Origin of the sequence: Kitasatospora sp. MBT66 (assembly GCF_000710405.2) — a bacterium.
Taxonomy (GTDB): domain Bacteria; phylum Actinomycetota; class Actinomycetes; order Streptomycetales; family Streptomycetaceae; genus Kitasatospora; species Kitasatospora purpeofusca.
Genome location: NZ_JAIY01000010.1, coordinates 1059592 through 1084732, shown reverse-complemented (window position 1 = coordinate 1084732; position 25141 = coordinate 1059592). Strand labels below are relative to the sequence as shown.

Genomic DNA, 25141 nt, shown 5'->3' with positions numbered 1-25141 from the left:
CCCTCCGGCCGGGACCCGAACCGTCCCCCTCGGCCCCGCAGCCGCAGACCGCGCCCAGTTGGACGGCGCAGCCCCCGCCCATGCCCCCGCCCCCCGCTCCGACCGCCACCCTCACCGCCGTCGCCGCCGCACCCCCGCCCCCGGCCGCACCCCCGGCCGCCGGCCTCGACCCCACCACCTGGACGACCGTCCTCCTCCTCACCGTCCTCGTCCCGGCCGCGCTCGCCGCGGCCCTCGGCCACCACCACACCAGCTCCCGGAGCCGCCGATGAACCCCGTCCCCCTGCTCAGCGCCGCCGCCTGCGTGACCCTCGCCGTCGGCGCCCTGGCCGTCGCCCACCGACTGCGCCCCGCCGTCCCCGAGGGCGAACTCCCGCCCGAGCCGCACCCCGTGCTCTCCAGCATCGGTTCCGGCCTGCTCTCCGGCTTCATACTGCTCACGGGTTTCCTCGTCGCCACCGGCTGGGCCGCCCGCAGCACCGGCATCCTCCCGCCCCGCGGCCTCTACCTCGCCGACGTCGCCGCCGGCACCGCCGTCCTCCTCTACCCCGCCCTCGCCGGCCTCCCCTTCACCGCCCGCTACACCACCGCCGTCACCTTCTTCGCCGCCCTCGTCGGCTACACCATGTGCCTCGCCATCCAGCTGCGCCCCTGAGCCCACCCGCGCCGCAGCGGTGCCGAACCGACGCCGCACCGGTGCACAGGACGTCGGATCCGCCGACTTCCTGCTCCGCGCGGCACGGGTAGGGGTGGCGGAAAGCTGCGCTGCCCAGGGCGGGGGTGCGGGCTAGCCTGGGAGGCGATTCCCGGACGCCCCGGAAGGGGGTGCAGGCGGATGGCCGGTGACATGGTCACCGTGGGTGAGGTGGTGCTCGGACGGATCCGGGCACAGGCAGAGGTGCTGGCCGAGCTGGACGAGGCCGTACGCGCCGACGAACCGGACGCGGTGCACCGGATGCGGGTCGCCTGCCGGCGCCTGCGCAGCGCGTTCCGGACCTACCGGCGGCTACTGGCCCCCGGAGCGACCGACGAACTGGTGGCCGAGCTGCGCTGGCTCGCGGCCGCGCTGGGCCGGGCCCGCGACCAGGAGGTCCTGGGCGAACGGCTCGCGGCGCGGGCCCGGGAACTGCCCGCGGAGTGCCGACCCGAGCAGGTCGCCGCCGAACTGGAACGCCGGGGCAAGGCCGAGTACCGCCGGGTCTGGCCCGAGGTCGTCGCCGCCCTGGACAGCCCGCGCCGCCGGGCACTCGCCGACGGACTCGCCGAGCTGCTCACCGACCCGCCGCTGCGCGGCCGGGCGGACCGGGCGGCCGGCCCGGAGCTGACCCGGGTCGCGGCCCGGGAACAGCGGCGCACCGCCGACCGGATCCGGACCGCGCTGGCCGACGGGGGCGAGGAACAGGACACCGCGCTGCACGAGGCCCGCAAGGCCGCCAAACGCGCCCGGTACGCGGGCGAGACGGCGCTGCCGGTCGCGGGCCGGGCGGCCGAGCGCTACGTCGCCCGGATGAAGGCCGTCCAGGAGGTGCTCGGCGAGCACCAGGACGCGGTGGTGGCCTCGACCGCGCTGCGCGAGCAGGCACGCGCCTCCAAGGAGCCGTTCGGCTACGGCGTGCTGTACGGGCAGCAGCTGGCGGAGGCGGAGCGGGCGCGGCTCGCGCTGCCGGAGGTGTGGGAGCGGGCGGCCCGGCCGGAGCTGACCCGGTTCGTCTGACGTCCGGGGGAGCGCGGCGCGGTCATCCCTCCGCGTCCCCGCTCCCCGCCGTCATGCCTCCGCCGTCACTCCTCCGCCGTCACTCCTCCGCCGGGTCGAGCCCGGCGGCCCGGGCGGCGGTGCGGAGCAGCTCGCGCAGCATCACGGTGCTGAGCCGGCCGGTGTTCGTGTTGCGCGGGCTGACGTGGTAGCAGCCGTACAGCTCCAGCGGCGGCCCCCCGTCGCGGGCCGGCAGGGTGACGTGCGCGCCGTGGCCGAACTGCGGCCGGGGGCGCGGGACGGTCCAGCCGGCCGCGTCGAGCACCGGGAGCAGCGTCTGCCAGGCGAAACCGCCGAGCGCCACCACGCTGCGCACGGTGGGGCGGAGCAGTTCGAACTCGCGGGCGATCCAGGGCCGGCAGGTGTCGCGCTCGACGGTGCTCGGCTTGTTGTCGGGCGGGGCGCAGCGCACCGGGTCGGTGATCCGCACGCCGTGCAGCGCGAGGCCGTCGCCGTGCCGGACGGAGAGCGCGCGGTTGGCGAGGCCCAGGCGGTGCAGGGCGGCGTAGAGCAGGTCGCCGGAGGGGTCGCCGGTGAAGATCCGGCCGGTGCGGTTGGCGCCGTGCGCGGCGGGGGCGAGGCCGACCAGGACGAGCGGGGCGTCGGGCGGGCCGAAACCGGGGATCGGACGGGCCCAGTAGTCCCAGTCCAGGTAGGCGCGGCGTTTGACGCGGGCCGTCTCCTCGCGCCACTCGACCAGCCGCGGGCAGGCCCGGCAGCCGGTGACGACACGGTCGAGCACGGTGAGGTCCGGGGCCCGGGCGGCGGCCGCGGCCGGGTGCTGCGGATGGTCCGGGGCGTCCGCGTGCTCGTGGGCGTCGGCCGGGGCCGGTTCCTCGGCGGGGGACTGCGGCATGGCGCCGATCCTAGGGCGTGTCCTGGGCTGCCGGAGGTTCGTTCCGGCCCGGACGGGGCAGACGTAGCGTGGAACCAGCTGTTCCGGCGGCCGTCGGCAGACTGGGTCGGCGACGGCCGGGGTTCGCTGCCGCGCGAGGAGGCCGTGATGGTCGTCGATGTGGTGATAGCGGTCGTGGTCGTGGTGCTGATGCTGACGGCCGTGGTGGCGGGGCTGAGCCTGCGCGTCGTGCAGCAGTTCCAGCAGGGCGTGGTGTTCCGGTTCGGCCGGGTGCGCGACGAGGTGCGCGGGCCGGGGCTGGTCGCACTCATGCCCGTCGCCGACAAGCTGCGCCGGGTGAACGTGCAGATCGTGACGCTGCCGATCCCGGCGCAGGAGGGCATCACCCGGGACAACGTGACCGTCCGGGTGGACGCCGTCGTGTACTTCCGGGTGGAGGACCCGGTGAAGGCGATCATCAATGTGCAGGACTACAACTTCGCCATCTCCCAGGTCGCGCAGACCTCGCTGCGGTCGATCATCGGCAAGAGCGAGCTGGACGACCTGCTGGCCAACCGCGAACCGATCAACCAGGGGCTGGAGCTGATGATCGACAGCCCGGCCCTGGGCTGGGGCATCGAGATCGACCGGGTGGAGATCAAGGACGTCGCCCTGCCGGAGTCGATGAAGCGCTCGATGTCCCGGCAGGCGGAGGCCGAGCGGGAGCGGCGGGCGCGGATCATCACGGCCGACGGCGAGTTCCAGGCGTCCGCGCGGCTGTCGGAGGCGGCGGCCGTGATGAGCGCGACCCCGGCGGCGCTGCAGCTGCGACTGCTGCAGACGGTGGTGGAGGTCGCGGCGGAGAAGAACTCGACCCTGGTGCTGCCGTTCCCGGTGGAGCTGCTGCGCTTCCTGGACAGTGCGGCGGAGACCCATCGGCGGGCGGCGGGCGAGGCCGACAGCCGGGCCGCGGCCGAGGACGCCGCATCGGCGCCGGGGGAGCCGGCCGAGGTGCCGGGTGCGGAGAGCGGGACGCCTCCGGTACGCGCTGCCGAGGTCCACGAACTCCCGCCGCTGGAAGAGCTGTTGGAGAGCCCGCCGCTCGATGTGCCGCCGGTCCCGCCCTTGGACCCGCCGACCGGCTCGTCGGAGGGTCCCGAAGGCGGGCGAAGCGCCGCCGCGTAGGCGGCCCGGTGGCGGGGCCCCGGCGGCCGGACCACGATGGAGTGACGGGAGTGGCAGGCAGGTCAGGAGGCCGATCATGACCAGTGCGGGCGACATCATGCATCAGGGGGCCGAGTGCGTGCGCGAGCACGAGACGCTCGCCACCGCGGCCCGGCTCATGAAGGAACGCGACGTCGGAGCGCTGCCGATCTGCGGTGAACGACAGAAGCTCCTGGGGATCCTCACCGACCGGGACATCGTGCTGAAGTGCGTCGCGGAGGGCCTCGACCCGGAGCAGGTGACCGCGGGCGAGGTGGCCCAGGGGCGGCCGATGACGGTGGAGGCGGACGAGGACGTCGAACAGGTGCTGCGGGTGATGGAGCAGTACCGGGTGCGGCGGCTGCCGGTGATCAACCACCCGGAGCACGAGCTGGTCGGCATGATCAGCGAGGCGGACATCGCGCGCGGCATGCCGCAGACGCGGCTGGCCGAGTTCGTGACGGCGGTCTGCGCCGAGGACTCGCCGCGCTCGAAGGAGGTGCTGGACACGCCGCAGGGCGTGTAACGGGGTTCCGTTCGGCTCGGCCCGGGGCATGCCCCGGGCCGAGCCGGTGGGGTGCGGTGTCTGTGACTTCGCTCGACTCACCCCCTTCCTCGACTTTGCAAAGTCGCACTTTGCAAAGTCGAGGAAGGGCAGAATGTGCGGAAATGGTCGGGATCTGCTGAAGGGATGGGACGGTCGCACACTTTGCAAAGTGTGCAGAGCAGAGGGCGGACGGGGAGCGGCAGGGCCGGGGGAGGGCCTGGCGGGAGGGTCAGGCGAGGGCGTAGACCGTGGTGGCGTGGGCGGCCGGCTCCTCCTCGCCCTCGGCGGTGAGGGTGATGTCCAGGAACGCGATCCGCCGGCCCAGCTTGGTGACTCGGGCGTGCACCAGGACGTCCTGTCCGACGACAGCACGCTGGAAGCTGGTGGACTGCTGGACGGTCGTCATCGGGCCGAAGCCGCCCCGGGCCGCGGACACCGCGATCACGCTCGCGGTGTCCGCCGCCGCCATCAGTGCCTGGCCGGAGAGTGCGCCGCCCTCCCGGGCGAGCTGGTCGGACCAGGGCAGCCGGAGTACGGCGTGGCGCTCTCCGGTCTCGGTCACCGACAGGCCGAGCGCCTGCACCCAGGGGGCGAAGTTGTCGGCCAGGATCTTGTCCGCCTCGGCGGTGCTGAGGGTCATGCCGTCATTGTGGCGGCCGCCGCGGACGGTGTCAGGGACTCGGCGCGCCCGGTCGTCGGGCGGCGAACCGGCTACCCGGCCGAGGGCCCGTCCGGTCGCTCCCGCAGGGCCCGGAGCATCAGTTCCGCCAGGTGCAGGGCCCGCCGCCCGTCGGCCAGTTGGGAGATCTGGGTGCGGCAGCTGAAGCCGTCCGCGAGGATCACGGTGTCCGGCCCGGCGGCCCGGACCTCCGGGAGCAGTACCCGCTCGGCGATCGCTGCCGAGATCTCGTAGTGCCCGCGTTCGAAGCCGAAGTTTCCCGCGAGTCCGCAGCACCCGGAGTCCAGGACCCGGTTCTCGACGCCCATCCGTCGCTCGATCCGGCGGTCCGCCGCGCTGCCGAGCACCGCGTGCTGGTGGCAGTGGGTCTGGGTGACGGCGTCCACCGGCAGCTGCGGCAGCGGCGTGTCCGGCGCGTACTCGTCGACGAACTCGGCGAAGGTGCGGGTGCGTTCGGCCAGCGGGCGGCCCTCGGCGCCGAGCAGGCGCGGCACTTCCTCGCGCAGGGTGGCGGTGCAGCTCGGGTCCATCCCGACGACGGGTGTACCGGCCGGCAGGCCGGTGGCGGCGAGCGCGGCCAGGCTGCGGCGCATCACCCTTCGGGCGCCCGGGAGTTGGCCGGTGGAGTACCAGGTCAGGCCGCAGCAGACCGGGCCGGCCGGCAGGCGGACGTCGAAGCCGAGGTGTTCCAGGACCTCGACGGCCGCGCGCAGGACCTCCGGCTGGAGGTGGTCGGAGAAGGTGTCCGGCCAGAGCAGCACGGGCTGCGCGCCCGCCGGGGCCGGGTGCCCGGCGCGGTGCCGCCGGTACCAGCGGGTGAAGGTCTCCGGGGGCAGCACCGGCAGTGCCCGGCGCCCGTCGATGCCGCCGAGCCGCTTGAGCAGCGGGGCGGCCGGTGAGCGGCCGATCGCGTTCACCAGGCCGGGCGCGAGCGCGGCGCCGCGCAGCCACAGCGGCAGCCGGCCCATCGCGTAGTGCGCGGCGGGCCGGAGCCGGTGCCGGTAGTGCTGGTACAGGAACTCGCTCCGGTAGGTGGCCATGTCGACCTGGACCGGGCAGTCGCTCGCGCAGCCCTTGCAGCCCAGGCAGAGGTCCAGCGCCTCGCGGACCTCGGCGGACCGCCAGCCGTCCGTGATCGCGGCCTCGGCACCGGGGCGCTCCCCGGAACCGGCGCCGCGCAGCATCTCGGCGAGCAGCCGGGCCCGCCCGCGGGTGGAGTGCCGTTCCTCGCCGGTGGCCATGTAGCTCGGGCACATCACGCCGGTGGTCGGGTCGACGCACTTGCCGACCCCGACGCAGCGGCGGACCGCCTTGGCGAGGCTGCCGTCGTCCCGCTCGTACGGCAGGGCGAGCGGCAGCTTGCGCACCGGCCGCCCGCCGAAGCGCAGGTCGGCGTCCAGTGGGCGCGGGTCGACCGCGGTACCGGGGTTGAGCAGGTTCTCCGGGTCCCAGAGGTTCTTGAACTCGCGGAACAGGCCGATGACTTCGGGTGGGTACATGCGCGGCAGCAGTTCGCCGCGGGCCTGCCCGTCGCCGTGCTCGCCGGAGAGCGAACCGCCGTGCGAGACCACCAGGTCGGCCGCCTGTTCCATGAACTCCCGGAACACCGGCAGCCCTTGCGGCCGGGTGAGCGGGAAGTCGATCCGCAGGTGGACGCAGCCCTCGCCGAAGTGCCCGTACGGCACGCCGCGCAGGCCGTGCCGGCGCAGCAGGGCGCGCAGTCCGCGCAGGTAGTCGCCGAGCCGTTCCGGCGGGACGGCCGAGTCCTCCCAGCCGGGCCAGGCCTCGCCGCCGTCGGGCAGCCGGGTCACGATCCCGGCACCGGCCTCCCGCACGGCCCAGAGCTGGCGCTGCTCGGCCGGGTCGGTGACCACGGCGGCGGTGGCGGTGCGTTCGCGCCGGACGGTGTCGGCGAGACGGTGGGCGGCGTCCAGGGCCTCGGCGGCGGTCGCGCCGCCGGTCTCCAGGAACAGCCAGCAGGCGCCGTCGGGCAGCCGGTCGAGGGCAGGCGGGCGCGGTCCGGCGGCGAGCAGGGCGGCGATCAGGTCGGCGGCCATGCCTTCGACGGTGAGCGGGCCGAGGGGCAGCAGCGCGGGCACGGCGTCGGCCGCGGCCGTCTCGTCGGGGTAGCCGGCCAGCACCAGGGCGCGGGCGGGCGGTTCCTCGACGAGTCGGACGGTGGCGCCGAGCAGCAGCGCGCAGGTGCCCTCGGTGCCGGTGAGGGCACGGGCCAGGTGGTGGCCGCGTTCGGGCAGCAGGGCGTCCAGCGGGTAGCCGGAGACCCGGCGCGGGAGTTCGGGCAGGCCCCGGCGGATGGTGGCGAGGTTCCGGTCGGTGAACTCCTGGAGCCGGTGGTGGAGTCGGCCCTCGGGGCCGGGCCGGGCGGCGAGGGCGGTCCGTTCGGCGGGGGTGAGCGGGCCGCCGACGGTCAGTTCGGTGCCGTCGGCGAGCAGCAGGTCCAGCGATTCGACGTTGTCGGCGGTGCGGCCCCAGGCGACGGAGTGCGCGCCGCAGGAGTCGTTGCCGATCATGCCGCCGAGCGTGCAGCGGCTGTGGGTGGACGGGTCCGGCCCGAACCGCAGGCCGTACGGGCGGGCGGCGCGCTGGAGGTCGTCGAGGACGGTGCCGGGCTGGACGCGGGCGGTGCGGCGCTCCGAGTCGATGCCGAGGACGGCGCCCAGGTGGCGGCGGAAGTCGAGCACCACCGCGCCGGGGCCGATCGCCTGTCCGCCGATGCTGGTCCCGGCGCCGCGCGCCACCACGGGCACCCGGTGGTCACGGCAGAGCGCGAGCGCGGTGCGCACGTCCTCGGCGTCGGCGGGCTTGACCACACCGAGCGGCAGGTGCCGGTAGTTGGAGGCGTCGTGGCTGTAGACGGTCCGTTCGGCGGCGTCGAACCGGACCTCGCCGCGCAGTGCGGCGGCCAGCTCGCGCGCGAGATCGCGTGAGGGCGTCGGCCCGCGTGACGGATCGGTGCCCGGGGTGGTGTCGGGGCGGCTCACGGGCGGTCCTCCCTGGCGGTGGCCAACGGTCCCCGCCGATCATCGCAGCCCGCCCCGGAGAACGACACGGAGCAAGGCCCGGAGCAGGGCACGGAGCAAGGCACGCAAGGGGGAGCGAGGCGAGGGCGCGGGGACAGCGCCGCGCCGGCCGGGCGGGGCGGGTACGGAGGAAAATCGCTGGCGGCGGTCCCGCGGAGTGTGGGACGGTCGGTCTCCGTGATCACCGAGAACCCCGACCCCCGCCGCTTCCTCGCCCATCTGCCGGTCGGCGAGCGGCTCCCGATACCGGAGGACGCGGCCCCCTCCTGGTCGATCTTCCCCTACGAGGGTGAGCTGACCGTCCGTCCGCTGGACGCCGCCGAGCTGCCCGAACCCGGCCGGCACGGCGAGGCCGGGGCGGCGGAGTGCCACGAGTGCCGCCGTCCGGACGAGGACTTCGTCTGGACCGACGAGCACTGGCGGCTGAAGGCCTTCGACGCGCCGCACGGCCTGCCCGCCGTGCTGTTCCTCGGCCCGCGCGAGCACCACGACCTGATGGACCTCCCGGCGGAGCGGGCGGTCGAGCTCGGCCCGATGCTCCAGCGGGCGGAGCGGGCGATCCTGGCGCTCGGTGGCATCGGGCGCGTCCATGTGAACCGCTGGGGCGACGGCGCGGCCCACCTCCACCTGTGGCTGATCGCCCGCCCCGAGGGCCAGCGCCAGCTGATCGGCTCCACCCTCGCGCTCTGGATGGACCTGCTCCCGCCGCTGCCGGACGAGCTCCGCGCCGACACCCTGCACCGCATCGCCACCGCCATGGCCGCCGACGGCGGCACGGCGCACGCCTGACCCGGCGGGCCGGGGCGGGGCGGCACGGACCCGCGCCGCCCCGCCCCCACCCTCCCCCCGCCCTCAGCGGCGGCGGGAGGCGCCGGTGAGGGTGCCGGCGGCGATGTGGGACAGCTTGGCCACCTCGAAGGCCGGGTAGGCGCCCCCGGCCAGCAGCGAGAACTTGACGCCCTCGCGCCCGCCCGGGCGGCGGTGGCCGGGGGGCTGGAAGCGCCGGTGGTGCTCGGCCGCGCGGTGGAAGAACTGCGGGCGCTCGGCGCGGGCGACGCAGCCGGCCAGGTCGAAGACGAACAGGTAGTGCCGGATCATCCGGGTGAACAGGGCGTCCCGGACGGCCGCGGGGACGTCCAGCTCGTCCAGCAGCGCGAAGGTCCGCTCGTACTGGTCGAAGAGGTCGAAGCTGCTGCTCCCCGGCGAGCCGGTCGGGTGGACGGTCTCGCGGCGGCGCAGCTGCACGCAGGCGCGCGGCAGGACGGCGATCCGCCGGGCCGTCAGCATCGCCCGGTGGACGACGGGGATCTCCTCGTAGCGGCCCTCGGGGAAGGCCAGCGCCTGCCCGCGCCAGTGCTCGTGCCGCACCAGGCGGTCCCAGATCAGCGGCGGCGCGCCGAGCAGTTCCGGACGGTCCGCCGGGCCGAACACCTCGGGCCCGGCCTCGGCCAGCAGGGTCTCGGCTCCGCCCGGCCAGTCCCGGCCGGCGTGCTGACGGGTGTGCCCGAACAGCAGCAGGTCGACCGGCCCGGTCCGCTCCAGGTGGTCGGCGAAGGAGCTGAGGGCGTCGCGGGCGAGCAGGTGGTCGGCGTCCAGGAACAGCAGGTACTCGCCTCCGGCCCGGGCCGCGCCCGCGTTGCGGGCGACGCCGACACCGACCGCCGCGTCGAGCTGGAGGACCGAGACCTGGGGGTGCCGGGCGGCGTAGCGCTCGACGAGCTGGGCCGGGCAGTCGGGGGACCGGTCGGCGACCACCAGCACCTCGAAGTCGCGGAAGGACTGGGCGAGCAGCGAGTCCAGGCAGTCCGCCAGCTGTTTCTGCTGGTCGTAGGCGGGGATCACGACGCTGATCAGGGGTGAGGGCATGACGCCGGAGCGTAGGAGCGCCTGCGAACGGTGGCAAAGCCCTGACGGTCCGTAAATCCGGTCAAGATCTGTCAAATCGTATGGACGTACGCCATATCTTCACCAGCCGCCCCGGTCGCGTCCACGTCAGGAACCCGGGCTCCGCCGACGCCCGAGGCCCGAGGCCCGACGCCCGCCGGTGTCCCCGTTCGCCCACGTCCGTCCGCCCCCGGTTCGGCGCGCGGCATCCGCCGGCGGCGGGCAGTCTGGAGGCGATGCCGCGGGGACGCCGCGGCGGTGCGCGGACGGAGGCGGGCATGGAGCAGCGGACGCGGCCGCCCCGGTGGGGCGAGCTCACCGCCTTCCTGACCCGGCTGACCTCCGTCCTGCTGCGCAACAGCGGCGAGGGCGTCCAGCAGCTGGAGCCGGAGGTGGAGGGCGCGGCGAGGGCCTTCGGCGGCGCGGCGCGCATGCTGGTCGTCCCGGACGGCGCGGTGCTGACCGTCACCGCCGAGGGCGAGACCGGCACGGTGACGGTCCGGGCGTTCCCCGAGGTGTTCCGGCTCGACCAGCTCGCCGCCGTGAAGCCGCTGCTCGCCGAGGTCCGGGCCGGCCGGCTCGACCTGCCCGCCGCGGCCGCCCGGCTCGCCGCCATCGACACCGCCCCGCCGCCGTACCCCTGGTGGGTGAAGGCGATCGGGATCGTGATGTTCGCGATCGGCTTCGCCCCGCTGATGCAGCCGACCTGGTGGGAGGTCGGCTCCACCGCCGTCCTCGGCCTGGCGACCGCGGCGCTCGCGGTCGGGGCGTCCCGGTGGCCCAGGCTGGGCGCGGTGCTGCCGTTCGTGGCGGCCGTCCTGGTGTCGGTGATCGCGCTGCTGGTGTTCGCCCGGACCCCGGAGCACGGCGGGCCGGTGCTGATCATGCTGCCCGCGCTGTTCTTCTTCGTCCCCGGCGACTATCTGAGCGCGGCCGCCGCCGAACTCGCCGCCGGGCACATCACCCCGGGCGCGGTCCGGCTGGTCTACGCGGGGTTCCTGCTGCTCCAGCTGTACGTCGGGGTGCTGGTCGGACTCGCCGTCACCGGGCGGGACCGGCACGCGCTGTTCGACGTGGCCGCCGCGCAGGACCTGCCGCGCTGGGCGCTGTTCACGGCCTGGATCGTCTTCACCACGGGCACCGTGCTGGCCTTCGCGATCCCGCTGCGGTTCGGGCCGCCGCTGCTGCTGCTGGTCTATCTGACGGTGGCGGTGCAGACGCTGTTCACCTGGCTGGCCGGCGAGGTCGCCGGGACCTTCGTCGCCGCCGCCGCGCTCAGCGCCGCCGCGACCCTGGTCGCCCTGCGCCCGTCCGCGCCGCCGCGGCTGATCCTGCTGCTGCCCGGATTCTTCACCCTGACCGTCGGCTCGCTCGGCATGCGCGGGCTGACCGACCTGGCCGGCGGTCACCCCATTGCCGGCTTCCGCGACCTGACGCAGCTGGTGACACTGGTGACGACGATCGCGGTGGGCCTGCTGGCGGGCGAGGTGCTGGTGGCCGTCCGGCGCGGGGACTGAGACGGCGGGGACCGAGGCGCGGGGCCGAGGCAGGGGGCAGGCCGTCAGACGGAGCAGCCGGCCGCCGGGACGGGGTGCTCCACCGGGGCGGCGGCCAGCTCGCGCAGGTACCAGTCGAGCCGGTTGCCGGTCGGTTCCCGCACCCGTTCGGAGTACCGGAACCCGGCCCGCCGGGCGACCGCCGCCGAGGCGGTGTTCTCCGGGTCGACCCGGATCACGCCCTCGGTCGCGCCCTCCTGCGCCGCGTACCGGCACACCAGGTGCACCGCCCGCGTCGCCAGGCCGCGTCCGCGCCAGGCGGGGTAGAGGCCGTAGGCGATGTTGACCTGCCCCGGGCCGAGGCGCGGCATCGCGAACCGCAGGTCGATCGTGCCGGCCAGCACCGGCTCCGGCCCGGTCCGGATGCCGAACACCCGGGCCGGCCCCCGGTACGACCAGTGCGCGGTGCACCGCCGCACGTACTCCTCGGTGCCCGCCCGGGTGCTCGGCCCGCCGTTCAGCCAGCGCACCAGCTGGTCGTCCTCGCCCGCCAGGTGCGCGTCGATGTCCGCCGCCCGGAACGGGGTGAGCGTGACCACCCCGTCGGAGAGCCTCACCTGATCCATGCGCCCACTCTGGCCCGGCGCGCGCTCGCCGGGCCACTGGGATTTCGGCCAGCCCGCACCCGAACGGACCGTCCGCGAAGCACCGCGAATCGTCCTCGAACGAGCCCCGGGCGATCCCCGAACGAGCGGTCGACGAGCGTCGGGCGAGCCATGAACGAGCCTCGGACCGCCCCCGGACGGTGCGGGGGCGGCCCGGAGGCGCCGCGTCCGGCCGGTGCGCTCAGCGGCCGGTCCGCGTCGTCGTGCCGCGCAGCAGCAGGGCCACCGCGACGGCGGCGAGGGCGACGACGCCGGCGGCGGTGAGGACGGTCAGGTGCATCCCGTGGACGAAGGCGTCGCGGGCCCGGTCGGCGACCGGCGGCCCGAACCGGGAGGCGGCGGCGAGCGAGGAGCGGGCGGCGTCGGCGAGCTGCGGCGGCAGCCCGGCGACGTCCACCCGGGCGCGGTAGCCGGCGGTCAGGACGCTGCCGAGCACGGCGATCCCGAGGGCGCCGCCCAGCTCCCGGGCCAGGTCGTTCATCGCCGAGCCGACGTTCTGCAGGGCGCTCGGCAGCGCCTCGGTGATGGCGGTGGTGGCGGGCGTCATGGCGAGCCCGGAGCCCAGGCCGAGCGGGAACAGGACGGCCGCCACCAGCCACCCGGAGCTGTCGGCGTCCAGCAGCCCGAGCGAGGCCAGCGCGCCCGCGACCAGCAGCAGGCCGGCGACCCAGGGGCCACGCGGGCCGAACCGGTCGGTCAGCCGGGGGCTGAGCCGGGCGCCGGGCGCCATCCCGAGCGCCATCGGCAGCAGCGCGACGGCCGCCGCCAGCGCGCTGCGCTCCCGGACCAGCTGGAGGTACTGCATGATCACGAAGAGGTAGCCGAAGAAGGCGAAGAACTGGCAGGTGATCGACAGCGTCCCGGCCGCGAACCGGCGCTCGCGGAACAGCCGGGGGTCCAGCAGCGGGTGCCGCCGCCGCAGCTCCCAGCGGACGAAGCCGGCCAGCAGCGCCAGCCCGGCGAGCGCGCCGCCGAGGGTCCACGGGTCGGCCCAGCCCCGGACCGGCGCCTCGATCACCGCGTAGACCAGGGAGCCGAGCCCGGCCACGGCCAGCAGCGCGCCGACGACGTCCAGCCGCGGCGCGTCAGGCTCGGCGGACTCCGGGACGAACAGCAGGGTGCCGGCCAGGGCCAGGACCGCGAGCACCACGTTCAGGACGAAGATCGACGGCCAGGACCACAGCTCCAGCAGGACGCCGGTGGCGAACAGGCCGAGCACCGCCGCCGCGCCCGCGACCGCCGCCCAGGCGGCCACGCCCCGGGCCCGCCGCTCCGGCGGGAAGGTGCTGGTGATCGTCGACAGGGTGGCCGGCATGACCAGCGCCGCGCCGACACCCAGCAGCGCGCGCAGCGCGATCAGGGCGCCGGGGTCGGTGGTCAGCGCGGCGAGCCCGGAACCGGCGCCGAACAGCGCCAGGCCCACCAGCAGGGCCCGCCGCCGCCCGAACCGGTCCCCGATGGCGCCGGCGGGCAGCAGCAGGGCGGCGAACACCAGGCTGTAGGCGTCGATGATCCAGGACAGCTGGGTCTGGCTGCCGCCGGTGGCGCGGGCGATGTCGGGCAGGGCCACGTTGAGCGAGGCCATCGCGGCGACCACGGTGGCCAGCGCGAGACAGGTGACGAGCAGGACGGTGCGGTGACGGCCGTCCGGGGCGGCGGGGGCGGCCGCCCGGTCCGGGCGCGCGGCGGTGGCGGACATGACGGGACTTCCTCACGCTGGTCGGTCGGTGCCCGACCAGCGTGGGCGCGCGGCGGCTAGCATTTCAACCATGATGAATTCCCCCGAGGCGCCAGACGGGGCCCGGACCGGGGAGCCGGCGCCCCGCCGGGGCCGGCGCACCGGGAACTCCGGGGCCAGGGAGCAGATCCTCGCCGTCGCCCGACGCCGCTTCCTGACCGAGGGGTACCACGCGGTCACGCTCCGGTCGGTGGCCGCCGAGGCGGGCGTGGACCTCGCCCTGGTCAGCTACTACTTCGGCAGCAAGAAGGGTCTGTTCGGGGCGGCCCTCGCGCTGACCGGGAACCCGGCGGTGCTGCTGGCCGGGGCGCTGGACGGCGAGCTGGAGACCTTCCCCGAGCGCGCCCTGCGGCTGCTGCTCGGAGTCTGGGACGCCCCCGACAGCGCGGGCCCGCTGCGCGCCATGATCGGCGGCTCGGCACTGGACCCGGCGGTCGCGCTGCTGGTCGGCGAGGTGGTGCAGCGCGAGATGGTGGACCTGGTCGCGGCCCGGCTCGGCGGCGCGGACGCCCGTCGGCGCGCCTGCCTGTTCGGCACCCAGCTGGCCGGGCTGATCATGGCCCGCTACGTACTGCGGCTCCAACCGCTCGCCGCGCTGCCGGCCGATGAAATCGCGCGCTCCTATCTGCCGCTGCTGCGCCAGGCGCTGTGGGGGCGTCCGGGCGGCCCGGGTGGCGCCGCCCGCCCCGCTGGGGCCGGTGCTCCGGCTGCCCCCGGTGCTCCCGGTGCCTCCGGTGCTACCGGCGGAGGGCGGGCGTCCGGGCGCCGGCGCTGAGGCGCGCGGACCGCCTCCCGAACGCGGCCGAGCCCGCAGGCGGGGCCTGCGGGCTCGGTGACGTGCCGGGGTCGGCGGGATGCCGGGGTCGGCTCAGTACCAGTGGTGGGACTGCCAGAACGACCAGGCGCCGCACGGGCTGCCGTAGCGGGAGTTCATGTAGTCCAGGCCCCACTTGATCTGGGTGACCGGGTTGGTGCGCCAGTCGGAGCCCGCCGAGGCCATCTTGGAGCCGGGCAGGGCCTGGACCAGGCCGTAGGCGCCGGAGGAGGCGTTGGTGGCGGTGACGTTCCAGCTGCTCTCGCGGGACACGATGTTGTTGAAGCACTGGAGCTGGCCGGCCGGGACGATCTGGGCGGCGATCTCGCGCGGGCTGCCGGAGTAGGCCGGCTTGCTGTTCAGCGTGGAGCGCTCCTGCGACCGGGAGGCGGCGGCGTCCGACTTCGCCTTGGCGTCGGCCTGGGCCTTCGCCGCGGCCTGGGCGTCGGCCTGCGCCTGGGCGTCCGCCTGCGCCTGCGCGGCGGCGGCAGCGGCGGCGTCCGCCTCGGCCTGTGCCTGCGCGGCGGCCTGGGCGTCGGCCTGGGCCTTGGCGTCCGCCTCGGCCTGCGCCTGCGCGGCGGCCTGCGCGTCCGCCGAGATCCCGCCGGTGGTGGCGGCCACCGCGGCGACGGGCGCCTCGGCGACGGCGGTCCCGCTCTCCGGGATGGCGAGGGCGGCGGTGGCCGCGCTCGCCACGACGAGGGTGGCGACACCGGTGATCAGCGAGTTGCGGCGGGCATGGCTGAGCTGCATGGAGCGGACAATCCTTTTCCGTCGGGGTGCCGTCAGGGCCTGGGTGGCCGTCGGGGCGTGCCGGCCCCGGGCGGGGCGGCGGCGCGGGCGCCGGGCATCGCACGGGACCCGCTCGGGGGAGCGGCCCGTGGTGGCGTACGGGACGGCCGTGGTGTGCGTGCCGACCCCGGCGAAGGTGCGGGGCGGCGGGAGGCTGCGCGGCGGGGGGACCGGCCGCGCTGCCTGGCGACGGACCATTCTTGGCAGAGCGCGGCACGGGCGGCAAAGGCGCCGGCTACTACGGTCGGTAGTGGCACGAGGGCCCCGAAACGGCGAAGCGCCCGACCGATGGCGGGCGCTTCGACAGTATTTGTCCGTTTTGATGAATCGATGGGGCGAGCCCCGGGATCGTCGACGAACGATCGGCCCGAACCGGCCGACCGCCTGCGTTCTTCGGGTCCGTGACGGCCGGTCCACCGCCCCGGACGGTCGTCGGGCCGCCGGGCCCCGACCGGGGGAGGCGGACCGCCGTACGGGCCACCGCTATCGGCGGTAGTAGATCGCCGGAGCCCTGTGGGGGGCCTCACACGCGGGGGCGGCGATCCGCACACGGTGTGACCGTCCGGTCACGCGCCCCGGTACGGATTCGGCTCCGCGGGCCGGGGTGCGGCGGCGTAGGCGTCGCTCGCGTACGGGCTCCCGGCGGGCGGGTTCTCGGCGTACGGGTTCTGGGCGTACGGGTTGTCCGCGTAGGGGTTGGCCGCCGCGGGCTGCTGCGCCCGGTACTCCGGCACCTCCGGGACGGCCGCCGGGTCCGGGGACTCCCCTTCTTCCGGCTCCTCGTCCGTCGCGGGCTCCTCCTCGACCGGCACCAGGTCGCGGGCCAGCAGGGTCGCCCCGGCGACGGCGCCCGGCATGGCGACCACCGTCACCAGCGGGACCAGGAACCCCAGCACCAGCGGCACGCCGAAGCCGAAGGCCAGCCCGAGCCGCCCGCGCAGCAGCCGCAGCCGCTCCCGCTGCGGCACGCCGCGCCGCTGCAGGGCGACCGAGGTGAGCTCCAGGGTGAGGAAGAAGCCGGAGACCAGGAAGCCCAGTACCGGGACGACGGTCTGCCCGACCACCGGGACGAACCCGGCCGCGAACAGCAGCACACCGAACCCGCCCGCCCGCACCAGCACGAAGAGGCTGTCCCGGGCCGCCACCACCAGCTCGCGCCACAGCGGCACATCGGGCGGCGTCGGCGCGCCGCCCTCGGTCTCGTCGACCTTCTCGCAGAGCTCCTCGTAGAACGGCTGGCCGACCAGCAGGGTCACCGCGGTGAAGGTGAGCACGGAGAGCAGCAGCCCGCCGACGAGGACCAGCGCCGCGAGCGTGGTGCGCAGCAGGTCCTGCCAGAACGAGGCCCAGTGGTCGGCGAACGGGGTGGCCCAGGCGGCGATGTCCCCGGCCCAGCCGCCGAGGAGGAACAGTGCCACCACGTAACCGGCGAGGGTGATCAGTGCCGGGATCATCCCGAACGCCCACCAGCGGCCGTGCCGCGCCACCCACCTCTGGCCCTTGGCCAGGTACCCCAACCCCGCTGCAAGATCTCGCATGAGGGGAAGGGTAGGTGCTGACGGGTCGCCGGGTCATGTCCGTCCGGTCACGGAACGGAACCGGAGGTTCCCGGCCCGGGCGGGACGACCTGCATCGGAGGCGGGCAGGCGGGGCCGGCCGGCGGGCGGGTGGAACGGCACCGGGCCCGGGAGCCTCCGCAACGGCTCCCGGGCCCGGTGCCCGCGGACGGTACTGCGCCCCGGCTCAGGATGCCGGTGCCTCCACCGCGGCCCGCCGCCGACGGCCCACCACGGCCGACGCCGCCAGCACGACAACTGCGGCGACCAGCGACAGGTACATCTGCTTCCGACCGTCGGCGTCGGTGAACATGTACGCCATCACGAACCCGATCATGCCGATCGCGGCCCAGGTGAGGTACGGGTACAGCCACATCCGGACGGTCAGCCGCTCCGGCATCTCGCGCTCGATGATCCGGCGCATCCGGAGCTGGGAGAAGCAGATCACGAGCCACACGAAGAGCGCCACCGCGCCGGAGGAGTTCAGCAGGAAGGAGAAGACCGTGTCGGGGGAGGTGTAGTTGAAGAAGACGGCCACGAAGCCGAACACCACCGAGGACAGGATCGCCACCTGCGGCACGCCGCGCCGGTTCACCGTCGCGAAGGCCTTGGGTGCGTCGCCGCGCTGTCCGAGCGAGAAGGCCATCCGGGACGCGGTGTACATGCCCGAGTTGAGGCAGGAGAGCACGGCGGTGAGCACGATCACGTCCATCACCCGGCCGGCGCCCGGGATGCCCACGTGCTCCAGCACCGCGACGTAGGGGCTGCCCTTGACGGCGGCGGAGTCCCACGGCAGCAGGGTCACCACGAGCAGGATCGAGCCGAGGTAGAAGATGCCGATCCGCCAGATCACACTGTTGGTGGCCTTGCTGACCGCCTTCTCCGGGTCCTCGGACTCGCCGGCGGCCAGCGTGACGATCTCGCTGCCCATGAAGGCGAAGACGACGGTGAGCATGCCGGTGAAGACCGCGCCCACCCCGTGCGGCAGGAAGCCGCCGTGACCGGTCAGATTGGTCGTGCCGACGGCGTGGGTGCCGGGCAGCAGGCCGAACACGGCCAGCGTGGCGACCACCAGGAAGGCGGCGATGGCCACCACCTTGATGCCGGCGAACCAGAACTCGAACTCGCCGTAGGAGGCGACCGAGCCCAGGTTGGTCGCGGTCAGCACGGCCATCACGATCAGGGCGAACGCCCACTGCGGGACGCCCGGCATCCAGCCGTTGAGGATCTTCGCGCCGGCGGTGGCCTCGACGGCCAGCACCACCACCCAGAAGAACCAGTACAGCCAGCCGATGCTGAAGCCGGCCCAGCGGCCCAGCGCCCGGTCCGCGTACGCGGAGAAGGAGCCGCTCTGCGGGTCGGCCGCGGCCATCTCGCCGAGCATCCGCATCACCAGGACAACCAGCACACCGGCCAGCGCGTAGGAGAGCAGGATGCCGGGGCCGGTGGACGCGATGCCCGCGCCCGAGCCGACGAACAGGCCGGCGCCGATCACACCGCCGATGGCGATCATCGACAGGTGGCGGTTCTTGAGCCCGGCCTTGAGGTGGCCGTCGCCGCCGTGGCCCTGCCCGCCGTGCCCGGCGGGGGGCCGGCCGGCGGAGTCGCGGGGCGGAGGGGAGCCGGCCCGGGTGGTGGTGTCCGCACTCATCGTGAGGGTGCCCTGTGCCTTTCCGGCGCGGCCCGACCCTCGGCTCGATCACCGAAGGGTGGGGGACGGATCCGCGCATTGCGGTGCAACCTAACCTCTACCTCCGGGTATCGGAACAAGGCACCGGGAACTGTTCGCTCAGCGGACGTAAAAGCCCAGGTCAGGGCGGGTGAAGTGGTGGTCCGGAAAGCTCAGATCTGACGCATCGCCAGCAACTCGGGGCCCTCCCGGGGGGTTTGTCGGTCGGCCGTACATACTGGCGGCGTGATGATCGTCCTCGTGGTGCTCGGCGTCCTCCTCGTGCTCGCCCTGCTGACCCTCGTCCACTGGTACCTCTGGCGCCGGCTGGTGCGCGACGTCTCGGCGCCCGGCGGCCGCTGGCGCCGGACCGGCACCGTGCTCGCCTTCGTCCTGCCGCTGCTCTCGGTGGGGGCGCTGATCGGCGGGCGGGCGTTCCCGATAGCGGTCGAGCGCTGGTTCGCCTGGCCCGGCTACCTCTGGCTCGCGGTGCTGCTGTACCTGCTGCTCGGGCTCGCCGTCGGGGAGCTGGTCCGGCCGCTGCTGCTCCGGCTGCCGTCCGGGGCGTCCCGGGCGGCGCGGGCGGTGGTGGCGGACGCGCCCGCGCCGGAGGTGCCGACGGCGGACGAGCCCGTCCCGGACACGCCCGCGGTCCCCGTCGCCCCCGCCGCGCCCTCGCCGGAACGGCGGCTGTTCGTCGCCCGCGCGGTCGCGATCGGAGCCTCCGGCGCGGCGGCGGCCGTGGTCGGCAACGGCATGTACGGGGTGCTGCGCGGGCCGAGGCTCAAGCAGGTGACCGTCCCGCTCGCCAAGCTCCCGGCCGGCGCGGACGGCTACCGGATCGCGGTGGTCAGCGACATCCACCTCGGCCCGATCCTCGGCCGCGCCCACACCCAGCGGATCGTGGACACCATCAACGCCGCGAAGCCCGACCTGATCACGATCGTGGGCGACCTGGTCGACGGCACGGTCCCCGAGCTCGGACGGGACGCCGAGCCGCTGGCGCAGCTGCGGGCCCGCGACGGGGCCTACTTCGTCACCGGCAACCACGAGTACTTCTCCGGCGCGGCGCCCTGGGTGGACTTCGTCCGCGAGCTGGGCGTCCACCCGCTGCAGAACGCCCGGGTCGAGCTGGGCGGCTTCGACCTGGCCGGGGTCAACGACATCGCCGGTGAGCGCGAGGGCGACGGTCCCGACTTCGGCCGCGCGCTCGGGGACCGCGACCCGGCCCGCACCGCCGTGCTGCTCTCGCACCAGCCGGTCACCGTCCACGACGCGGTCCGGCACGGCGTCGACCTCCAGCTGTCCGGGCACACCCACGGCGGGCAGCTCTGGCCGGGCAACTACGTGGCGGAGCTGGCCAACCCGACCGTCGCCGGGCTGGAGCGCTACGGCGACACCCAGCTCTACGTCACCCGCGGCGCCGGCGCCTGGGGCCCGCCCGTGCGGGTCGGCGCCCCGTCCGACATCACCATCGTCACACTGGCCTCGCTCCGGGCCTGACCGGCGGCGGCCCGGGGGCGGCGGCCTCGGGGGCGGGCGGGTTCAGGCTTCGGTGACGTCGAGGAGGACGACCCGGCGGCCGTCCGGGTGGCGGTGGAGCCGGGCGTCCAGCAGGGCCGGGATGTCGCTCTCCCGGGAGTGGCCCGGGACGAGGGTGACCTCCGCGAGCCGTACGCCGGGGCTGCCGACCAGGGCGTAGCGGACGCGGTAGGTCGTGGTGTCCGGCGGCGGGGGCGGTCCGGGGTCGCGCACGGTGCGTTCACCTCCGTTCGCCGTCCATTGTCCGCCGGTCGGCGGCAGGTGGCCGATCGGGGCGAACCCGGGCAGAGTGGAATCCTCCGGGGCCGGGCGCCCCGGCCGGCGCGACCCGGCGCACGAACCACGGCGTGAACCGCCGGGACGGCTCCCGGCAGGCTCCGGGCAGGCTCCGGGAAGGAGCGACCCCATGCAGACCACCTGGAAGGGGACGATCAGCTTCGGCCTGGTCTCCATCCCCGTCCACCTGTACTCCGCCACCAAGGAGCACGACGTCCCGCTGCACCAGGTGCACGCCAAGGACGGCGGGCGGGTGCGGATGAAGCGGTACTGCGAGGAGGAGGAGAAGGAGGTCCCGTACGCGGAGATCGCCAAGGGCTACGAGTCCCCGGACGGCCGGACGGTCACGCTCACCGACGAGGACCTCGCCGACCTGCCGCTGCCCAGCAAGAAGATCATCGACGTACTGGCCTTCGTCGACGAGGGCGAGATCGACCCGCTGATGTTCTCCAAGGCCTACTACGTCGGCGTCGCCGACAAGGCCGCCTCTAAGCCCTACGCGCTGCTGCGCGACGCGCTGGTGGAGTCCGGGCAGATCGCCGTCACCAAGATCGCGCTGCGCAGCCGGGAGTCGCCGGCCGTGCTCCGGGTGCACGACGGCACGCTGGTGCTCCAGACCTGCATCTGGCCGGACGAGGTCCGCCCGGCGGCCGGGATCGCGCCCGAGGAGGACGTGACCGTCCGGCCGCAGGAGCTGCGGATGGCGCGTTCGCTGATGGAGACGCTCTCCGAGGACTTCGACCTGGAGCAGCTCCACGACGACTACCAGCAGGCGCTCCAGCAGGTGATCGAGGCTCGGTTGCAGGGGGTCGAGATCCCGCACGAGGAGGAGGCGGGGGAGGCGCCGGACAACGTCATCGACCTGATGGAGGCGCTGCGCAGCAGTCTGCGGCGGGCCAAGGACGCCCATCCGGACCGGTCCCGGGCCGAGGAGGCGGAGGAGACCGAGGCGGGGCAGGCCGAGGCGGGGGAGGCCGAGGAGCAGCCACCGCCGCGCCGACGTGCCGCCACGAAGAAGGCGACGGCCACGAAGGCGACGACGGCGACGAAGACGACGGCCTCGAAACCGTCGGCCGCCACGAGCAAGAAGTCCACGACCGCGAGGAAGTCCGCCACCGCGCAGAAGTCCGCGACCGACAAGAAGAGCACGGCCGCGACGAAGAGCACGACTGCCAGGAAGAGCACGACCGCGAAGAAGAGCACGACCACCACCACGACCCGGAAGCCCGCCACCCCCCGGAAGGCCTCGTGACCTCCCCCCTCACCCCCGGAGGCGATTCCCGATGGACCTGATCACCTACAAGGCGCAGGACACCGGTCCCGACGCGCCCGCCCACCCGAGCCCGGCGCACCGGGCCTGGCACTGGCTGTGCAGTCTCACCCCGACGGCCGTGGTCTTCCTGGTCGGCCTGTCGATCGGCCTGGGCGCCATCGGCACCCAGGCCTCGCTGACCTGGCTGATCGTCTTCAGCATCGTGTGGGGTGTGACCGTGCTGGCGCTGGTCGGCGTCGTCGCCCGCTGGGCCACGCCCGGCCGGGGCCGCCACCGGATGGCGACCTGACCGTCGGCCCGAGGGGTTCCCGTCCCCGGGCAGCGGCCCGGTCGGACGGGAACCCCGGGGTTCAGCCCTTGAAGAGGTTGTGGCCGACGTCGGACGGCACGATCTCCTTGACCGGCGTGCTGCTGTCGTCGGGGATCCGCGCGCCGGGCACCGGCTCGTCGCTCTCGCGGTGCAGCAGCACCACCCCGTGCTCGCCCCAGACCTGGCGGTAGCCGTGGGCCAGCAGCAGGTCGATCCGCTCGGCCTGCTCGGCCGTTGTCTGGAACGGGAAGGTCCGGGTGTCGGAGCGGATCAGGACGTAGTCGCGGCCGCGCGGCACGGCGTCCACAAGGACCACGTCGGTGCGGCCGACCAGCCGCGGCACCACCTGGTTGTCGGCCTCCACCAGGGCGCCGTCCGGGATCTGCGCGGCGCCCCGGACCAGGGCCGCGTTGCTCGCGGAGGGGCGCCAGAAGGCCGGGGTCAGCAGACTGATCCCGCCCAGCACCAGGCTGCTGACCAGGGAGATCGCGACCGCGGCGGTGCCCAGGCCGTAGCCGGTGCGCCGGTGGAGCCCGCCCCTGGCGTGCAGGCGGCCGAGCGCCTCCAGGGTGGCGGTGAGCAGCACCGGCCACAGGAAGGCGTCGTAGTGGTGGGCGATCGACCAGTGGTTGGGGTTGTCCGACAGGACGCGTTCGGCGAGCAGCGGCAGCAGGCAGAGCGTGGTGGCGGAGCGCAGCGGCAGCAGTAGCAGGGTGCCGAACAGCCAGAGCAGCAGCAGCGGCTTGACGGTGGCGTTGGTGGCGACCTGGACGAGCAGCAGCGGGTCGCCGAGCACATTGCCGAACGCCGTCCCGGCGTCCGGGCCGAGCGGGCCGTACACCCAGTAGTAGTCGGGCTGGCCGCCCATGGCGGGGATGAGTTCGACGATGGCGAGCGCGGAGGCCAGCGGGCCGCCGATCAGCAGGCCCGCTCCGTAGGCGAGGGCGCGCCGGTCCCCGGCCCGTTCGCCCTGCCGGTCGCCGCGCGGGCGGCCGCGCCAGAGCAGGACCAGGCCGTACATGCCGACCAGCAGACCGAGGTCCTCCTTGGTGAGGCAGAGCAGGGCGGCGGCGAGGGCGGCGGTGCCGTAGCGGCGGGCCAGGCCGCGTTCGAGCATCAGCAGGGTGAGCGGGACGGCGAAGGCGACTTCGTGGAAGCCGCCCCGGCCGGCGGCGAGCAGCGGCCAGCCGAGGCCGTAGACGAGGCCGGCCAGGTCGGCGACCAGGCGTACGGTGCGCAGTCGCGCGGGTTCGTCGGTCGCGGCGGGGGCCGCGGCCGCCCGGTCCGCGTCGCCGGCCCCGGTGCCGTCGGTCGGCGGGGTGAAGCAGCGCACCGCGATCCGGCGGATCAGCGGGACGCCGGCGGCGAGCAGGAGTGCCTGTCCGAGGATCAGGGTGCGCGGGTCCTCCCAGATCCAGTAGAGCGGGGCGAGCGCGGCCAGGATCGGCGAGAAGTGGTCGCCCAGCAGGGAGAAGGAGGGCGGGAACTCGTGGTGGTAGCTCTTGACCGGCGAGATCGGCAGTTCTAAGTGCGCGTAGCCGGCCACACCCTGGTGGAAGATGCCGAGGTCGAAGCCGCCCAGCAGGACCGCCGACCACTGCTGGAGCCCGCACGCCGCGGTGACGGCGAAGCAGAGCAGCGTCAGCACGGCCGTCCGGCGGCCGGAGAGCGCGGCGGCGCCGGGTGCGGGCGGGCGCACGACGCGCGGCAGCAGCGGGCGGTTCGGGCTGGTGGACGGGCTGAGCCCGGTTTCGACTGGCACGGGATCCCTGAGGTGGTCGGAGGCGGGGGCGAGGGTTGCTGTTCGGGCGAGCCGCCGGGCGGCGGGCGCCGGATCAGCCGGCTCCGGGGCTGGTGGGCGGCGGCGCGTCGGCCGGCGCCGGGGCGGCGGTGCCGGGTGCCCGCCGCAGCAGCGTGATGCCGTGGTCGCTGCGCACCACCTGGTAGCCGCTGTTCTTGACGGTGGCGAGCTCCTTCCGTTCGCGGTCGGGCGACATCGGCCAGCCCATCGGTTGTCCCTCGTCGACCACGATCCATTCGGCCGTCGACCAGTTCTGCGGCCAGCCGAACACGATGACCTCGCAGCGGTTGGTCAGCTGCGGCACCAGCCGGTTCGACGCGGCGACCCGGGCGTCGTCCGGGACGGTGGCGAGCACCGAGCGGGCGGCCTCGACCCGGGCCGGGGTCCGCCAGAGTTCGGTGGAGAAGAGCTGTCCGAACGCGAAGCCCGGCAGCAGGGCCAGGGTGACCGTCAGGCTGACCGGCAGCGCCGCGCGGGCGATCCAGCGGGGTACCGTGCCGCGCCAGCCGCGGGCCTTCACCAGGACGTCCACGAAGGCGGCGAAGACGATCGGCATCAGCACGGCGCTGTAGTGGTAATTGGTGCCCCAGTAGGCCGGGTTGTTGGAGAGCAGCCGCCAGCCGAGGGTGGGCAGGGCGACGATCATCAGCGGGGAGCGGGCGGCCAGCAGCACGGTCGGTGCCAGCAGCAGCAGGACGGTGGTGACCTTCTCGCCCGGGGTGATCAGGTCGAGCGGCAGGGTGAGCAGGTTCCGCCCGCCGGAGCCGCCGCTCAGGTTGTCCCAGTAGGCGAAGCTGCCGCCGGGGCTCATCGCCGGGAGCAGTACCAGGAGTTCGAGCAGCGAGGAGCCGATGCCGAGGAGGACGCCGGCCGCGCCGACGCGCCGGTCGCCGCGCCACAGGATGTAGGCGCCGACGGCGGCCACGGTGATGCCGAGGTCCTCCTTGACCAGGACCAGCGGCGCGGCCCAGGCGAGGGCGGCGATCCAGCGCCGTTCGCCGAGCGCGACGACGGAGAAGGCGATCAGCGGGACGGCGAAGGTGATCTCGTGGAAGTCGAAGCCGAGGGCGGAGGCCAGCCCCCAGGAGAGCCCGTAGCCGAGGCCGGTGATCCCGGCGGCGAGCGGACCGAGTTCGCGCAGCGCCCAGCGGGTGATCGGGACGGCGGCGACGGCGACCAGGGCGGACTGGGCCAGCAGCAGCACCTTCGCGGAGGGCCAGAGCCAGTAGAACGGGGCGAGGGCGGCGAGGGCGGGCGAGAAGTGGTC

Annotated in this window: 22 protein-coding genes and 1 pseudogene; 11 read left to right on the top strand and 12 right to left on the bottom strand. The window is 74.9% G+C overall.

Translation table 11 applies throughout. From position 1 onward, the window contains the following. From BI06_RS49740 to BI06_RS29365, 3 genes and pseudogenes are all read left to right on the top strand, one after another. Positions 1–272: pseudogene (locus tag BI06_RS49740) on the top strand (hypothetical protein); the annotation flags it as partial. Then, complete coding sequence (locus BI06_RS29370; RefSeq protein WP_030397039.1) at positions 269–655, top strand: hypothetical protein; 387 nt, start codon at positions 269–271, stop codon at positions 653–655. The pseudogene BI06_RS49740 and the gene BI06_RS29370, both read left to right, overlap by 4 nt. Positions 656–835: 180 nt before the next feature. Further along, positions 836–1714 carry a CHAD domain-containing protein gene (locus BI06_RS29365; RefSeq protein WP_051742089.1) on the top strand — a complete coding sequence of 293 codons (879 nt, stop codon included), beginning with the start codon at positions 836–838 and terminating at the stop codon, positions 1712–1714. 79 nt (positions 1715–1793) lie between these two features. Here BI06_RS29365 and BI06_RS29360 read toward each other — a convergent pair whose 3' ends face one another. Further along, positions 1794–2609, bottom strand: a complete 816-nt coding sequence (locus BI06_RS29360) for a uracil-DNA glycosylase (RefSeq protein WP_082558728.1) — start codon at positions 2607–2609, stop codon at positions 1794–1796. Between the two features lie 147 nt (positions 2610–2756). Between BI06_RS29360 and BI06_RS29355 the strand changes: the two genes are divergently transcribed. Together BI06_RS29355 and BI06_RS29350 are read left to right on the top strand one after the other, a co-directional pair. Beyond that, positions 2757–3773, top strand: a complete 1017-nt coding sequence (locus BI06_RS29355; protein ID WP_051742087.1) for a slipin family protein — start codon at positions 2757–2759, stop codon at positions 3771–3773. 76 nt (positions 3774–3849) lie between these two features. Continuing rightward, on the top strand, positions 3850–4317 hold the full coding sequence (locus BI06_RS29350) for a CBS domain-containing protein (protein WP_030397035.1): 468 nt from the start codon (positions 3850–3852) through the stop codon (positions 4315–4317). Positions 4318–4567: 250 nt separating this feature from the next. On the opposite strand, the gene BI06_RS29345 is transcribed toward BI06_RS29350, so the two are convergent. Together BI06_RS29345 and BI06_RS29340 are read right to left on the bottom strand one after the other, a co-directional pair. Further along, positions 4568–4978 (bottom strand): PaaI family thioesterase, encoded by a 411-nt coding sequence (locus BI06_RS29345; RefSeq protein ID WP_030397033.1) that lies wholly within the window; start codon positions 4976–4978, stop codon positions 4568–4570. A 71-nt stretch (positions 4979–5049) separates the two neighbouring features. After that, positions 5050–8019, bottom strand: a complete 2970-nt coding sequence (locus tag BI06_RS29340) for an FAD-binding and (Fe-S)-binding domain-containing protein (protein ID WP_082558727.1) — start codon at positions 8017–8019, stop codon at positions 5050–5052. A 216-nt stretch (positions 8020–8235) separates the two neighbouring features. Between BI06_RS29340 and BI06_RS29335 the strand changes: the two genes are divergently transcribed. Beyond that, complete coding sequence (locus BI06_RS29335; protein ID WP_233290315.1) at positions 8236–8847, top strand: hypothetical protein; 612 nt, start codon at positions 8236–8238, stop codon at positions 8845–8847. A 63-nt stretch (positions 8848–8910) separates the two neighbouring features. On the opposite strand, the gene BI06_RS29330 is transcribed toward BI06_RS29335, so the two are convergent. Then, positions 8911–9924 (bottom strand): glycosyltransferase family A protein, encoded by a 1014-nt coding sequence (locus tag BI06_RS29330; protein WP_051756590.1) that lies wholly within the window; start codon positions 9922–9924, stop codon positions 8911–8913. 296 nt (positions 9925–10220) lie between these two features. Here BI06_RS29330 and BI06_RS29325 point away from each other — a divergent pair, with 296 nt between their 5' ends. Further along, positions 10221–11459: a threonine/serine exporter family protein gene (locus BI06_RS29325; RefSeq protein WP_051742083.1), complete on the top strand. Its 1239-nt coding sequence runs from the start codon at positions 10221–10223 to the stop codon at positions 11457–11459. A gap of 44 nt (positions 11460–11503) precedes the next feature. Here BI06_RS29325 and BI06_RS29320 read toward each other — a convergent pair whose 3' ends face one another. Beyond that, positions 11504–12064 carry a GNAT family N-acetyltransferase gene (locus BI06_RS29320; RefSeq protein WP_051742081.1) on the bottom strand — a complete coding sequence of 187 codons (561 nt, stop codon included), beginning with the start codon at positions 12062–12064 and terminating at the stop codon, positions 11504–11506. A gap of 220 nt (positions 12065–12284) precedes the next feature. Continuing rightward, positions 12285–13802: an MFS transporter gene (locus tag BI06_RS29315; RefSeq protein WP_051742079.1), complete on the bottom strand. Its 1518-nt coding sequence runs from the start codon at positions 13800–13802 to the stop codon at positions 12285–12287. Between the two features lie 70 nt (positions 13803–13872). On the opposite strand from BI06_RS29315, the gene BI06_RS29310 reads away from it, so the two are divergent. Then, the gene (locus BI06_RS29310; protein WP_063795031.1) at positions 13873–14616 is read left to right on the top strand and encodes a TetR family transcriptional regulator; all 744 of its coding nucleotides are present in this window, start codon (positions 13873–13875) and stop codon (positions 14614–14616) included. A 93-nt stretch (positions 14617–14709) separates the two neighbouring features. On the opposite strand, the gene BI06_RS51300 is transcribed toward BI06_RS29310, so the two are convergent. The 3 genes from BI06_RS51300 to BI06_RS29295 form a co-directional block, all read right to left on the bottom strand. After that, positions 14710–15408: a lytic transglycosylase domain-containing protein gene (locus BI06_RS51300; RefSeq protein WP_043472608.1), complete on the bottom strand. Its 699-nt coding sequence runs from the start codon at positions 15406–15408 to the stop codon at positions 14710–14712. 605 nt (positions 15409–16013) lie between these two features. Next, on the bottom strand, positions 16014–16985 hold the full coding sequence (locus BI06_RS29300; protein ID WP_051742077.1) for an EI24 domain-containing protein: 972 nt from the start codon (positions 16983–16985) through the stop codon (positions 16014–16016). 205 nt (positions 16986–17190) lie between these two features. Then, positions 17191–18654, bottom strand: a complete 1464-nt coding sequence (locus tag BI06_RS29295) for an amino acid permease (RefSeq protein ID WP_043472605.1) — start codon at positions 18652–18654, stop codon at positions 17191–17193. Between the two features lie 267 nt (positions 18655–18921). Here BI06_RS29295 and BI06_RS29290 point away from each other — a divergent pair, with 267 nt between their 5' ends. Then, positions 18922–20175 carry a metallophosphoesterase gene (locus BI06_RS29290; RefSeq protein WP_063795030.1) on the top strand — a complete coding sequence of 418 codons (1254 nt, stop codon included), beginning with the start codon at positions 18922–18924 and terminating at the stop codon, positions 20173–20175. A gap of 42 nt (positions 20176–20217) precedes the next feature. Here BI06_RS29290 and BI06_RS29285 read toward each other — a convergent pair whose 3' ends face one another. Further along, the gene (locus tag BI06_RS29285) at positions 20218–20427 is read right to left on the bottom strand and encodes a hypothetical protein (protein ID WP_030397021.1); all 210 of its coding nucleotides are present in this window, start codon (positions 20425–20427) and stop codon (positions 20218–20220) included. Positions 20428–20620: 193 nt separating this feature from the next. Between BI06_RS29285 and BI06_RS29280 the strand changes: the two genes are divergently transcribed. Together BI06_RS29280 and BI06_RS29275 are read left to right on the top strand one after the other, a co-directional pair. After that, on the top strand, positions 20621–21742 hold the full coding sequence (locus BI06_RS29280) for a Ku protein (protein ID WP_043472599.1): 1122 nt from the start codon (positions 20621–20623) through the stop codon (positions 21740–21742). A gap of 31 nt (positions 21743–21773) precedes the next feature. Continuing rightward, positions 21774–22052, top strand: coding sequence for a hypothetical protein (locus BI06_RS29275; RefSeq protein WP_037781840.1), 279 nt, complete (start codon positions 21774–21776; stop codon positions 22050–22052). Positions 22053–22113: 61 nt separating this feature from the next. Here the strand turns inward: BI06_RS29275 and BI06_RS29270 are convergent, their stop codons facing one another. Next, complete coding sequence (locus BI06_RS29270) at positions 22114–23835, bottom strand: DUF2079 domain-containing protein (protein WP_082558726.1); 1722 nt, start codon at positions 23833–23835, stop codon at positions 22114–22116. Between the two features lie 73 nt (positions 23836–23908). Continuing rightward, positions 23909–25141, bottom strand: a 1233-nt coding sequence (locus BI06_RS29265; RefSeq protein ID WP_043472595.1) for a DUF2079 domain-containing protein, incomplete at its 5' end; no start/stop codon positions are given.